The sequence below is a fragment of the Streptosporangium sp. NPDC049078 genome (genome assembly GCF_040648855.1).
Lineage (GTDB): Bacteria > Actinomycetota > Actinomycetes > Streptosporangiales > Streptosporangiaceae > Streptosporangium.
The window spans coordinates 17,701-29,688 of record NZ_JBEZEL010000015.1; the positions used below are offsets into that span (position 1 = coordinate 17,701).

13 protein-coding genes are annotated in these 11,988 nt (G+C 69.1%); all 13 read left to right on the top strand.

The features are described from left to right. Positions 1-3: 3 nt before the first annotated feature. A complete protein-coding gene (rpmE, locus tag AB0B90_RS25300) occupies positions 4-222 on the top strand; it encodes a 50S ribosomal protein L31 (RefSeq protein ID WP_350948554.1) in 219 nt (72 codons plus the stop codon). Positions 223-326: 104 nt separating this feature from the next. Then, positions 327-1,379, top strand: coding sequence for a peptide chain release factor 1 (gene prfA / locus AB0B90_RS25305; protein WP_350948555.1), 1,053 nt, complete (start codon positions 327-329; stop codon positions 1,377-1,379). A gap of 9 nt (positions 1,380-1,388) precedes the next feature. After that, positions 1,389-2,243 carry a peptide chain release factor N(5)-glutamine methyltransferase gene (gene prmC / locus AB0B90_RS25310; RefSeq protein WP_350948556.1) on the top strand — a complete coding sequence of 285 codons (855 nt, stop codon included), beginning with the start codon at positions 1,389-1,391 and terminating at the stop codon, positions 2,241-2,243. A 10-nt stretch (positions 2,244-2,253) separates the two neighbouring features. Continuing rightward, positions 2,254-2,919 (top strand): L-threonylcarbamoyladenylate synthase, encoded by a 666-nt coding sequence (locus AB0B90_RS25315; protein ID WP_350948557.1) that lies wholly within the window; start codon positions 2,254-2,256, stop codon positions 2,917-2,919. 167 nt (positions 2,920-3,086) lie between these two features. After that, complete coding sequence (locus AB0B90_RS25320) at positions 3,087-5,909, top strand: hypothetical protein (protein ID WP_350948558.1); 2,823 nt, start codon at positions 3,087-3,089, stop codon at positions 5,907-5,909. Between the two features lie 177 nt (positions 5,910-6,086). Continuing rightward, positions 6,087-6,467 (top strand): hypothetical protein, encoded by a 381-nt coding sequence (locus AB0B90_RS25325; protein WP_350948559.1) that lies wholly within the window; start codon positions 6,087-6,089, stop codon positions 6,465-6,467. A 220-nt stretch (positions 6,468-6,687) separates the two neighbouring features. Further along, the gene (gene glyA, locus AB0B90_RS25330; RefSeq protein ID WP_362925103.1) at positions 6,688-7,953 is read left to right on the top strand and encodes a serine hydroxymethyltransferase; all 1,266 of its coding nucleotides are present in this window, start codon (positions 6,688-6,690) and stop codon (positions 7,951-7,953) included. Positions 7,954-8,010: 57 nt separating this feature from the next. After that, positions 8,011-9,390 carry an undecaprenyl/decaprenyl-phosphate alpha-N-acetylglucosaminyl 1-phosphate transferase gene (locus tag AB0B90_RS25335; RefSeq protein ID WP_350948561.1) on the top strand — a complete coding sequence of 460 codons (1,380 nt, stop codon included), beginning with the start codon at positions 8,011-8,013 and terminating at the stop codon, positions 9,388-9,390. 152 nt (positions 9,391-9,542) lie between these two features. Then, the gene (locus AB0B90_RS25340; protein WP_350948562.1) at positions 9,543-9,968 is read left to right on the top strand and encodes a hypothetical protein; all 426 of its coding nucleotides are present in this window, start codon (positions 9,543-9,545) and stop codon (positions 9,966-9,968) included. A gap of 72 nt (positions 9,969-10,040) precedes the next feature. Beyond that, positions 10,041-10,256: an AtpZ/AtpI family protein gene (locus tag AB0B90_RS25345; protein ID WP_343975662.1), complete on the top strand. Its 216-nt coding sequence runs from the start codon at positions 10,041-10,043 to the stop codon at positions 10,254-10,256. Positions 10,257-10,323: 67 nt separating this feature from the next. Continuing rightward, positions 10,324-11,112: a F0F1 ATP synthase subunit A gene (gene atpB / locus AB0B90_RS25350; protein ID WP_350948563.1), complete on the top strand. Its 789-nt coding sequence runs from the start codon at positions 10,324-10,326 to the stop codon at positions 11,110-11,112. A 65-nt stretch (positions 11,113-11,177) separates the two neighbouring features. Then, positions 11,178-11,405: an ATP synthase F0 subunit C gene (atpE, locus tag AB0B90_RS25355; RefSeq protein ID WP_350948564.1), complete on the top strand. Its 228-nt coding sequence runs from the start codon at positions 11,178-11,180 to the stop codon at positions 11,403-11,405. A gap of 30 nt (positions 11,406-11,435) precedes the next feature. Next, positions 11,436-11,981 carry a F0F1 ATP synthase subunit B gene (locus tag AB0B90_RS25360; protein WP_350948565.1) on the top strand — a complete coding sequence of 182 codons (546 nt, stop codon included), beginning with the start codon at positions 11,436-11,438 and terminating at the stop codon, positions 11,979-11,981. Positions 11,982-11,988 lie beyond the last annotated feature (7 nt).

The window sequence follows — 11,988 nt, forward strand, 5'->3', positions numbered from 1 at the left end:
AACATGAAGCCCGACATCCACCCGGAGTACCACGCCACGCAGGTGACCTGCACCTGTGGTAACTCCTTCACCACCCGCAGCACCGCCAAGAACGGCGTGATCCACGCCGACGTGTGCTCCGCCTGCCACCCCTTCTACACGGGCAAGCAGAAGATCCTGGACACCGGCGGCCGGGTGGCGCGCTTCGAGAAGCGCTTCGGCAAGAAGCCCGCGGGCCAGTAGCTCTCATCTCGGCGCCGGCTCGGATAACCCCCTTCGCGGGGTGCCCGGGTCGGCGTTCGTGGTGATGAGGCAGGCTGACAAGGGCTTTCAAGGAAGGACGCACGGTGAATCTCGACGAGCTGCTCAGTGAGTACGCCGAGCTGGAACTCAAGCTCGCCGACCCCTCCGTGCACGCCGACCAGAAGCAGGCGCGCACCTTCGGCAGGCGCTACGCCGAGCTGACCCCGATCATCGCCACCTACCGCGAGCTTGAGGGCGTCCAGTCCGACCTCGGCACGGCGAGGGAGCTCGCCTCGGAGGACGAGGGGTTCGCCGAGGAGGCGAAGGAGCTGGAGGCCCGGATTCCCGAGCTGGAGGAGAAGCTCAGGCACCTGCTCGTCCCGCGCGATCCCAACGATGACAAGGACATCATCATGGAGATCAAGGCGGGCGAGGGTGGCGAGGAGTCCGCCCTGTTCGCCGGAGACCTCCTGCGGATGTATCTGCGGTACGCCGAGCGGATCGGCTGGAAGACCGAGCTGATCGACGCCACCCACTCCGACCTCGGCGGTTACAAGGACGTCACGATCGCCCTGAAGGCGAGGGGCGACGAGGGCGTCTGGTCGAGGCTCAAGTTCGAGGGCGGCGTGCACCGCGTCCAGCGGGTCCCGGTCACCGAGTCGCAGGGGCGCATCCACACCAGCGCCGCCGGCGTGCTCGTCTACCCGGAGGCCGAGGATGTCGACGTCCAGATCGACCCGAACGATCTCCGTATCGACGTCTACCGCTCCAGCGGACCCGGCGGGCAGAGTGTCAACACCACCGACTCGGCCGTGCGGATCACCCACGTGCCGACGGGTGTCGTCGCCTCCTGCCAGAACGAGAAGAGCCAGCTCCAGAACAAGGAGTCGGCGATGCGCATCCTGCGGGCACGCCTGCAGGCGATCGCCGAGGAGGAGGCGAACGCCGCCGCCATGGCCGAGCGCAAGTCCCAGATCCGCACGGTCGACCGCTCCGAGCGCATCCGCACCTACAACTTCCCCGAGAACCGCATCTCCGATCATCGCGTCGGTTTCAAGGCCTACAACCTCGACCAGGTGCTCGACGGGGATCTCACGGCCGTCATCCAGTCCCTGCTCGACGCCGAGATGGCGGAGAAGCTCGCCGCCCATTCATAGAACGCGCCCATGACCTTTCTGCTGGACGAGATCGCCCTCGCCACCGCCCGGCTCGCCGAGGCAGGTGTGCCGTCGCCGCGCACCGACGCCGAGGAGATCGCCGCGTGTGTGCACGGCGTACGCCGCAGTGAGCTGCACATGGTGAAGGACTCCGACTTCGACGCCCTGTTCTGGGAGGGCGTCGCCCGCAGGGAGTCCCGCGAGCCGCTCCAGCACATCACCGGGCGGGCCTACTTCCGCTACCTGTCCCTGGAGGTCGGGCCGGGCGTGTTCGTGCCGCGCCCGGAGACCGAGGTCGTGGTGGGCTGGGCGATCGATCGGCTGCGGGAGATGGACGTCGCCTCGCCCGTGGTCGTGGATCTCGGCACCGGTTCGGCCGCGATCGCGCTGTCCATCGCCCAGGAGGTCGCGCTCGCCACCGTGCACGCGGTCGAGGTCGATCCCGGCGCGTACACCTGGGCGAAACGCAACATCATCGAACACGGCCAGGGCCGTGTCCACCTGCACCCCGAGGACCTGGCCGACGCCCTCTCGGAGCTGAACGGCCAGGTGGACCTGGTGATCTCCAACCCGCCCTACATCCCGCCGGGCGCGATCCCCCGTGACCCCGAGGTCCGCGACTACGACCCGCACCGCGCGCTGTACGGATCGGGCAGCGACGGCCTCGACGAGGTCAGGGCGGTGGAGCGGACCGCGAGGCGGCTGCTGCGCCCCGGCGGGTTCGTCGCCGTGGAACACGCCGACCAGCAGGGCACTCCGGTCTATCTGATCTTCTCTGAGGAGAACGGCTGGCGCGACGTTCGCAGCCGCCAGGACCTGACTCGCAGGGACCGCTTCGTCACCGCTCGATTCGGCCAGGAATAGGATGCACGCCGTGAGCCGACGTTTTGACTGTATGGATGCCACCCAGCGAGCCACGGGCCTCCTGGAGGCCGCGTCCGCCCTCCAGCGGGGGGAGCTCGTGGTGCTCCCGACCGACACCGTCTACGGTGTCGGCGCCGACGCCTTCACGCCCGCCGCGGTCACCGCCCTGCTTGACGCGAAGGGACGCGGCCGTGACATGCCGGTTCCCGTGCTGGTCGGGACCGTCCGGGCCGCGAACGCCCTGGTGGAGAACCTCGGTCCGTACGGCCAGGATCTCATCGACTCCTTCTGGCCGGGACCGCTCACGCTGATCTGCCGGGCGAACCGGTCGCTGTCGTGGGATCTCGGCGACGCCAAGGGCACCGTCGCGATCCGGATGCCGCTGCACGCGGTCGCCCTCGACCTGCTCAAGGAGACCGGCCCGCTCGCCGTCTCCAGCGCCAACCGTTCGGGTGCCCCCGCGGCGACCACCGCCGCCGACGCGGAGAAGCAGCTCGGCGACTCGGTGTCGGTCTATCTCGACGCCGGGCCGTGCGAGAGCGACATCCCCTCGACGATCCTCGATCTGACCACGGCGGTGCCCAGGCTCCTGCGGCGTGGGGCGATCAGCGTGGAGAAGCTGCGCGGCGTGATCGGCTACGTTGCCACGGACGCGGGTCCGGAGCCCGGCGACTGACGGTGAGGGCGGTGTGAGGACACGGGCGAGCGCCTCCACGGGGGCGCCCCGATGTCTGAGCGCGCGTCTCCGGCATATGCCGTGATCCATGCCATCTGATTATCACCGTGACGCCGGGCTGTCTCCCCGGTACCTTGAAGTGGGCCGACACTTCCTGGGAGACGTCCATGGGCAAGTTCGAAGGAATGGACCCCAAGCTGGTCCGCGATCTGTTGTCCGAGGTTCAGCGGGCGGCCGAGCGGATGCGGGACGTCGAAGGCAAGGTCTCGCAGATGATGAGCGGGGCGGGCCTGTCCTCTCAGTCGACCCACAGACCCGTCCAGATCGCCGACGCGTGCGACGTGATGGTCCGCGACGTCTCCGCCCGCGTGGCGCTGCTGGAGAAGAGGGTCAACCAGAACGGGACGGCGCCCCCCACCGAGCCGAAGGCCGGGGACACGAAACCCGAGGCGGGTTCCCAGGGCGAGGGCGCGAAGCCGGAGACGGACGCCCAGAACGGTGCCAAGCCCGAGTCGGGCTCCCAGAACGGCGCCAAGCCGGAGAGCGGTTCTCAGAACGGGGCCAAGCCCGAGACCCCGAAGGCGGACGACCTCAAGCCGGCCGTCGGGGCGGACGACAAGCCCCGCGTCGGCGACCAGTCGGCGGAGGCCACCCAGCGCGACGATCCCAAAGACTCCTCCAAACACGACAGCAAGCCTGACTCCAAGCACGACTCCCCGAAGGCCGACGAGGCCAAGCCGGAGGCCGGTTCGAAGAGCGACGAGACCTCCCCGCGGGATGAGCGGGATGATCGGAAGGAGACGCGGAAACCCGAGGCGTCCGGGGCCGACGACCGGAAACCGGAAACGGGGTCGAAGGCCGACGAGACCTCTCCGCGCGAAGGAGAGAAGGCCAAGGAAGAGCGGGAGGGGGAGAAGGCCAAGGAGGAGCGGGAGAAGCCCAAGGAGACCGCGAAACCGACTGAGACCCCGCCGCGCGAGACCTCCAGGCCCGATCCCACGCCTGAGCCGCCCAAGGCGGAGCAGCCGCGTCCTGAGCCTCCCAGGCCCGATCCGACACCTGAGCCGCCCAAGGCCGAGGAGCCCCGTCCCGAACCTCCCAAGGCGGAGGAACCACGTCCCGAGCCTCCGAAGGCCGAGGAGCCCCGTCCTGAGCCTCCCCGCCCGGACCCCGTGCCGGAGGCTCCGAGGGACGATGCCGTGCCTCCGTCGGAGGTGTACAACCCGGACTCCCAGTCCGTACCGGACATGCCGAGGGGCGAGGACACCCGGCCGGAGGCCCCCGCGCCGGGTCGCGTCCCCGAGATGCCGAACGTCGAGGGCGCGCCCACGCCGGGTGCCCCGAACGCCGAGGGCGCGGAGGTGCCCAGGCAGGATTCCGCGCCCGCGCCGGACGTCCCCAGAACCGAGGGGACGCATCCTGAGACGCCGAGGGTCGAGGATCTGAAGCCCGCGGTTCCCGGACCGGGGGAGAACCCGCAGGGGGGAGGGCAGCCTGTCGACACCGCGCCGCGCGAGACGCCCGACCTCCCGCGTACGCCCGGGGCTCCCAACCCGGACACCGCCCCCGCGCCCGGGGCGCCGCAGGGGGACTCCACGCCCACGCCGGAGCCGCCCAGGGCCGACGACGGGGGGAGGGAGGTCATCAACTCGGGCGACACGACGCCGCGCGGGCAGGATTCGACCGGCACCGTGCCGGTGAACGATTCCGACGCCAAGGGCGACATGGGGTCCAAGGGTGATGAGACGACGCCGCGTGGGGATTCCACGGGGAACGCGCCCGTGAACGATTCCGACGCCAAGGGCGACACCGGCTCCAAGGGTGATGAGACGACGCCGCGCGGGCAGGATTCGACCGGCACCGTGCCGGTGAACGATTCCGACGCCAAGGGCGACACCGGCTCCAAGGGTGATGAGACGACGCCGCGCGGGGATTCCACGGGGAACGCGCCCGTGAACGATTCCGACGCCAAGAGTGACACCGGCTCCAAGGGCGACGAGCGCTCGCCCAGAGACGGGGGAGGGTCGTCCGGCGACACCGTTCTCGACACCCCGAGGAAGGATCACCCCGACGACATCGACCAGAGCGGCGATTCCAGGGCGAAGGTCGTGGAGGTCGACGGGGTGAAGGTGCTCCAGATCCCGCTCGACGCGCCCACGGCGGCCGAGGTCGACGAGCTGCTGAAGAACATCGAGGACATCCCGCCGCTGGAGATGCCGGGGGTCGACAACGTCTCCGTCACCGGGGGGCAGCCCGGCTGGGTCGAGCCGCACCAGCCGCTCGATTCCGCCAAGCCCGCGTACCCGCTCCTCGACACGGCGGGCCCGACCACGGACCAGACCGTCCAGCCGCCGGGCACCGGTGGCGACGCGACTCCCCAGTCCACGGGTACGACCTCGGGCGATCCCGCCCCGAGGCCCGCCGATGTGACGCAGGGAGACTCCCCTTCCCGGTCCACCGGTGAGGCCGCGCTCCGGCCCGTCGGGACGGCTTCGGGCGAGCCCGCGATCCAGACGGCGAATACGTCCTCGGGTGAGGCCGCGCGGCCGGACGGGATGCGGGTGCCGGCCGTCGGCGACGCGGTTTCCGCTGTGGCGCAGGATGCGGCGGGGGTTTCCGGACAGGCGGGAGCGGCTCCCGGGGGTGTGTCCGCGCAACCGGCCGTACAGCCGGACGCGCAGCCGCCCGTGCGACCGGACACGCAACCGGTCGCACAGCAGGACGGGGGTTCGGTCGCCCGGTGGGCGAACGACGGCAGTGACGTCGTCACCGCGGAGGCGGGTCCGCTCGACCTCGACGCGCTCAGGACGCTCGCCGACAACGCCCGCGAGATCGAACCGCTGGAGATGCCCGGCGTGAGCGTGCCCGACGGGGAGACCTGGGGCGAGGGCGCCTGGGCGCCCATGGACATCCGGCCCGACGGTCCTGCGGGTGACGTGGAGGCGGGAGATCCGCTGCGGCCTATCCCGCCTCCGGGGGACGGCCGGTGACCGTCGCGAAGGCGGCGTCGAGGCGGCGAGCGGGTGGGTGAGGGGCGCCTGGGAAGCGAAGGGCGGCAGGCGGTGAGTGTGCCGGCGGTTCGTCCTCGTCCTTGAGCGTGGTCGGCGAGTGAAGAGGGTCAGTGAGCAGGAGGCAGGGAGCGTGTCAGCGAGGGTGAGGAGCCTGTGATGTTCGTGGATCCACCCGCACCGCAGCCGATGCAGCCGGGGGAGACCCCTCCGGCCTCGGCCAGCACCGGCCTGCCGTCCCCGGACGCGGCCACGTCGTGGGAGTTCAACCCCGACTACCAGCGGCTGGTCATGATGTGGAGGCAGGTGCTCCCCGTGCTCGACACGCTGACCTCCAGCCTGGACAAGGCCTACCAGCTCGCCAGGAGCAGCGACGTCTGGGACGCGCCCGTCTCGGGCCGCTACGTCGAGGACATGACGGAGTGGCGCACCCGCCTTGGCCTCTACCGGCAGGCGGTCCTGACGTCGATCAGCGACCAGGCGGCCGACACGCCGAGGTGGGTGCCGGTCAGATCCGGAGCCCCGCACGCGTTCTCGTGAGGCGGCCCCGCCGGGGTGCCGACCCTCCGGACACGCGGTCTCGTGGGACGGTTCTCCGGGCGGCGTCGCGCCTGCCTGACGGGTGTTCCTGCGATGCGGTCTCTGCGATGAGGGCGCTCCCTCGCGACACGCCTTCCGGGGCGGCACGTCCTTGACCTGGGACAACCGGGGGCGGGCGGGCTTACAGTGGGGGTGAGTCGTCGTCTTCGGGGTGTGAGCCATGGGCGCAGAACCGTACTACGGGCCGGATTTCGGTCTTCTGCAGCGCGAGGACCCGGAGATCGCGAGTGTGCTCCTCGACGAGCTCGACCGGCTCCGTGGCGGCGTCCAGCTGATCGCGAGCGAGAACTTCACCTCACCCGCCGTGCTCGCCGCGCTCGGCTCGACGCTCACCAACAAGTACGCCGAGGGTTATCCCGGCAGGCGTTACTACGCCGGGTGCGAGGTCGTCGACCGGGCCGAGCGGCTCGCGATCGACCGCGCCAAGCTGCTGTTCGGCGCCGAGCACGTCAACGTGCAGCCCCACTCCGGCGCCTCGGCGAACCTGGCCGCCTACGCGGCCCTGCTCCAGCCCGGCGACACCATGCTCGCGATGGAGCTGTCGCACGGCGGCCACCTCACCCACGGCTCCAAGGTCAACTTCTCGGGACGCTGGTTCGACGTCGTGGCGTACGGCGTGCGCAGGGACACCGAGCTGATCGACTACGACGAGGTGAGGGAGCTGGCGCTTCGGTACCAGCCCAAGATGATCATTTGTGGCGCCACCGCCTATCCGCGTGAGATCGACTTCGCCGCTTTCCGCGGGATCGCGGACGAGGTGGGCGCCTGGCTGCTCGCGGACGTCGCGCACACCGTCGGCCTGATGGCCGGACTGGCCCTGCCGTCCGCCGTGCCGTACGCGGACGTGGTGACCTTCACCACGCACAAGGCGCTGCGCGGTCCGAGAGGCGGCGGGATCATGTGCACGGAGGAGCTGGGACCCAGGATCGATCGCGCGGTCTTCCCGTTCGTGCAGGGGGGCCCGCTCATGCACGCGGTGGCGGCCAAGGCGGTCGCGTTCGGCGAGGCGCTGCGGCCGGAGTTCGCGCAGTACGCGCGACAGGTGGTGGCGAACGCCCAGGTGCTGGCCGAGGCGCTCGCCGCCGAGGGCATGCGGCCGGTCTCCGGGGGCACCGACAGCCATCTGGCGCTGATCGATCTGCGCGATGTCGGGATCTCCGGAGCGGTGGCCGAGCAGCGGTGCCAGGCGGCCGGGATCACGCTGAACCGCAACGCGATCCCCTACGATCCCGAGCCGCCCACGGTGACCTCGGGGATCCGGGTCGGCACCCCCTGCGTCACGACTCAGGGAATGGGCCCCGAGGAGATGAAGGAAGTGGCCTCGATGGTCGCGCAGGCCGTCCGAGATCCGGACGCGACGGGGGAGATACGGGAGCGCGTCGAGGTGTTGACGAGGGCTCATCAGATATATCCCAGCGAACTATGAGCTGTTCTGTGTCGTTTTCCGGTCACAGGTGGCCGGACTATCCGCGAAACTGGTTCCGTGCGCGAATACCTACTCATGGCGCTCGTCGCGGCCGCGGTGACGTACCTGCTGGTTCCCCTGATCCGCGTTTTCGCCGTTCGGATCGGCGCCATGCCCGAGGTTCGCAGCCGTGACGTGCACACCACGCCGACCCCCAGGCTCGGTGGCCTGGCGATGTACGGTGGCCTGGTCGCCGGTCTGCTGATCGCCGGAGAGCTGCCCTACGCCGGGGGCAAGCTGGCGGCCGAGGGCCAGGGCAAGACCGTGATCGCGCTGATCGCCGCGGGTGGCCTGATCACGCTGACCGGCTTCCTGGACGACTGGCTGGGTATGGACGCGCTGGTCAAGCTCGCCGGGCAGATCGGCGCCGCGGGGGTGCTCGTCACCTTCGGTGTCAGCCTGCCGTGGCTCCCGCTGCCCACCGCGCTGGGCGGGCAGACCATCCTGGACTCGACGCTGAGCCCGCTGATCACGATCCTGATCGTGGTCGTCATGATCAACGCGGTCAACTTCGTCGACGGGCTCGACGGGCTCGCCGCGGGGATCGTCGGCATCGCCGCGATGGCCACGTGGACGTACTCGGTGGCCCTGTCGAAGGACTACGGCAACACCAGCATCAACGCGACGGCGGTCATCGCCTCGGTGCTCATCGGGATCTGCCTCGGCTTCCTGCCGCACAACTTCCACCCGGCGAAGATCTTCATGGGCGACACGGGGGCGATGCTGATCGGCCTGGTCCTCGCCTCCACGATGATCCTGGTCACGCCGCTCGACTCCAGCAGCATCAACCGTTTCCCCGTCATCCTTCCCCTGCTCGTGCCGGTCGCGATCCTGGTGCTCCCGCTGTTGGACCTGATCATGGCGGTGATCCGGCGCACGTCCAACGGCCTGTCGCCGTTCTCACCCGACCGGGGGCATCTGCACCATCGGCTGCTGGACATCGGCCACTCGCACCGCCGCAGCGTCATGATCATGTACGCGTGGACCTTCCTGTTCGCCTTCGCGGTCGTGGCGCTGTCCATCGAGGGCGTCCCGCTCATCCTGTTCCCGCTCACCGTGCTGCTCGCGATCGGTGTGCTGGTGATGATGGCGCTGCCCCGCTGGCGCGCCCGCCGCGACCTCGGCGGGGCCGAGGGTGAGGCCGAGGGGGGGACCGAGGGGCGTGGTGGGCCGGATCCCGCCTCTCCCACGGGTCCCGCGGGTCCGGCGGAGGGGCCGGGGCGGCACGCGCGTCCCGGCGGGCAGCCGCACCGGGGCAGGCCCCATCCGTATCCCTCGGAGGCGTCGGGACCCCGTCCGGCCGCCGCCGGCGACGACACGGCGACGCTCTCGGCGCTGCCCGACCTGTCGCTCAGCGCTCCCCGTCAGGGTTTCTCGAACTCTGAGACGCCGCTTTGAGCCGTTTTCGCCAACACCTTGATCGTTTACTTGAAACAGCAGGTAAAGGCGGCCTTCCGAGAGCTTGTGATAGCTTTCACTAACGGGTCCGGGGGCCGGCCGGATCTACGACGTAGCAATCGCTCGCTTGATAACAGCCACAGGGAGTGCCGATGCAGGCCAACGACGTGCGCGTCCTCAAAGGGGCCGTGATACCCACCGCCGCCGCGGGCGTGGTCGTCGTGCTCGCGGCGACGCTGCTCTCCGGTGGCAAGGGGGCGCTGGGGGCCGCGCTCGGCCTCCTGGTGGTGGCGGTCTTCTTCACGGTGAGCCTGGTCGCGGTCTCCTACGCGAGCAGGATCTCTCCCGCCATGATGATGGTCGCCGCGATCGTCACCTACGCGGTGAAGGTCCTGATCATCATGGCGCTCCTTAAAACTTTCGAGAGTGCCACGGCCTTCGAGCCCCGCGCCTTCGGCTGGTCGGCGATCATCTGCACCGTCGTCTGGACGGCCGGTGAGATGTGGGGGTTCATGAAGACGAAGATGCTCTACGTCGACCCGAGTGCGACCGTTCCCGGTCGGGGTGACCCCCGGTGAGGCGTATTATGACCGGGCGGTGGGCACCCGATATGACTAGTCATCTGCCTGGCTGCTATTGTCATGCCCGCAATGAGCGAACAAGAACGCAGGCCCGAGAGCGATGGCCGCGACTTCGCCAATGCTGCCTGGTCGGTTCCCAGTTACATTCTCTCCGGGATCATTCTGTACGGCGGCGGTGGTTGGTTGCTGAGCCGTTGGACCGGCGTGGCTGTGTTCACACCGATCGGAGTGATCGTCGGTGTCGTTCTCGCCATCTACCTGGTCTACCGGAAATACGGTCGCTGACCTCGCGCGGCGGTCGCTTCGCTGAGGAAGCAATCTTGATCCACTACCACGTTGAAGGGAACGCCGCGTGAAGGCGCTGACGGTCCTCGCCGCCGACGAGTTCAAGGCCCCCGGGCTTGAGCTGTTCGATCTCCCCCCGATCATTCCCGGCGTCGCCTGGTTCACCAAGCCGGTCCTGCTCGCCCTGCTGAGCTCGCTCCTGGTCATAGCCTTCTGCTGGTCGGCCTTCGCCAACCCGAAGCTGGTCCCCAGGGGCATCCAGAACATCGGCGAGGTCGGCTACACGTTCGTCCGCGACCAGGTGGCCCGCCCCTTCCTCGGTAAGGACGCCGACCGCTGGATGGGCCTGCTGCTGAGCCTGTTCTTCCTGGTCTGGATCTGGAACCTGATGGGGGTCGTCCCCTTCCTGCAGTTCCCGGTCGCCTCGCACATCGCCTTCCCGATCGTCCTGGCGGTGAGCATCTACGTGCTGAAGATCTACCTGGGTGTGAAGCACCAGGGCGGTATCGGCTACTTCAAGAACATGATGTTCCCGCCCGGCCTGCCCAAGCCGATCTACCTGCTGCTCGCGCCGATCGAGTTCCTCTCCAACATGATCGTGGCGCCGTTCACCCACGCCGTGCGACTCTTCGCCAACATGTTCGCGGGCCACATCATCCTCGCCTTCTTCAGCGCCGTCGGTTTCTGGTTCCTCTTCGAGCAGCTCACGCCGCTCGGGGCCCCGGTCGGTGTCGTCGGCGTCATCATGACGATCGCGATGACCGGGTTCGAGATGTTCATCCAGTTCCTCCAGGCCTTCCTGTTCGCGCTGCTCGCCGCGATGTACATCGGCGGCTCGCTGCACGCCGAGCACTAAGACCCTTCTCGTCCAGTTCAGACCGGTGAGACTCGTTCACCGGCCATCTTGTAAAGGAAACAGCAATGAACGTCATCGCTGAGGTCTCCGGCAACATCGGTTCCATCGGTTACGGACTCGCCACGCTCGGCCCCGGCATCGGTGTCGGTCTCATCTTCGGTAACGGTCTGCAGGCCATCGCCCGCCAGCCCGAGACCTACGGCCTGATCCGCCAGAACATGCTGCTGGGCTTCGTGCTCGTCGAGGCGCTGGCCCTGATCGGTCTTGTCGCGCCGTTCATCTACGGCCTCTGATAGAAAACACCCTGACGGAAGGCTGCATCGATGACTACCGCAGCTAAGCTCCTGGCGGCCGAGGGCAACAGTCCGCTCATGCCGCACCTCTACGAGCTGGTCGTCGGCGGTTTCGCGTTCTTCGTCGTCCTCTTCGTCGTCGGTAAGATCCTCACCCCGCGCATCCAGAAGACCCTGGCCGAGCGGACCGACGCGATCGAGGGCGGCATCAAGCGAGCCGAGGACGCCCAGGCCGAGGCCCAGGCGCTGCTCAAGCAGTACAAGGACCAGCTCTCCGAAGCCCGTCACGAAGCCTCGCGGCTGCGTGAGGAGGCCCGCGAGCAGGGCGCGCAGATCAAGGCCGAGCTCCGCGAGGAGGCGCAGGCCGAGGCCCGCCGCCTGGTCGAGGCCGCGCACCTGCAGATCGAGGCCGACCGCCAGCAGGCGTTCGCCCAGCTCCGCACCGAGCTCGGCCGCCTGTCGATCGAGCTCGCCGGCCGCATCGTCGGGGAGTCCCTGGAGGACGAGGCGCGTCAGCGCCGTACGGTCGACAGGTTCCTTGAGGAGCTCGAGTCGAGCAGCGCGGCGGTCCGCTGATGACGCG

What these genes read in the sequence shown, in the direction of transcription:
- AB0B90_RS25340 (WP_350948562.1), top strand. Translation starts at nt 9,543, where the DNA reads ATGCAGGCCAACGACGTGCGCGTCCTCAAAGGGGCCGTGATACCCACC.
- glyA (WP_362925103.1), top strand. Translation starts at nt 6,688, where the DNA reads ATGGGCGCAGAACCGTACTACGGGCCGGATTTCGGTCTTCTGCAGCGC.
- AB0B90_RS25325 (WP_350948559.1), top strand. Translation starts at nt 6,087, where the DNA reads ATGTTCGTGGATCCACCCGCACCGCAGCCGATGCAGCCGGGGGAGACC.
- AB0B90_RS25320 (WP_350948558.1), top strand. Translation starts at nt 3,087, where the DNA reads ATGGGCAAGTTCGAAGGAATGGACCCCAAGCTGGTCCGCGATCTGTTG.
- prmC (WP_350948556.1), top strand. Translation starts at nt 1,389, where the DNA reads ATGACCTTTCTGCTGGACGAGATCGCCCTCGCCACCGCCCGGCTCGCC.
- atpE (WP_350948564.1), top strand. Translation starts at nt 11,178, where the DNA reads ATGAACGTCATCGCTGAGGTCTCCGGCAACATCGGTTCCATCGGTTAC.
- AB0B90_RS25345 (WP_343975662.1), top strand. Translation starts at nt 10,041, where the DNA reads ATGAGCGAACAAGAACGCAGGCCCGAGAGCGATGGCCGCGACTTCGCC.
- rpmE (WP_350948554.1), top strand. Translation starts at nt 4, where the DNA reads ATGAAGCCCGACATCCACCCGGAGTACCACGCCACGCAGGTGACCTGC.
- AB0B90_RS25360 (WP_350948565.1), top strand. Translation starts at nt 11,436, where the DNA reads ATGACTACCGCAGCTAAGCTCCTGGCGGCCGAGGGCAACAGTCCGCTC.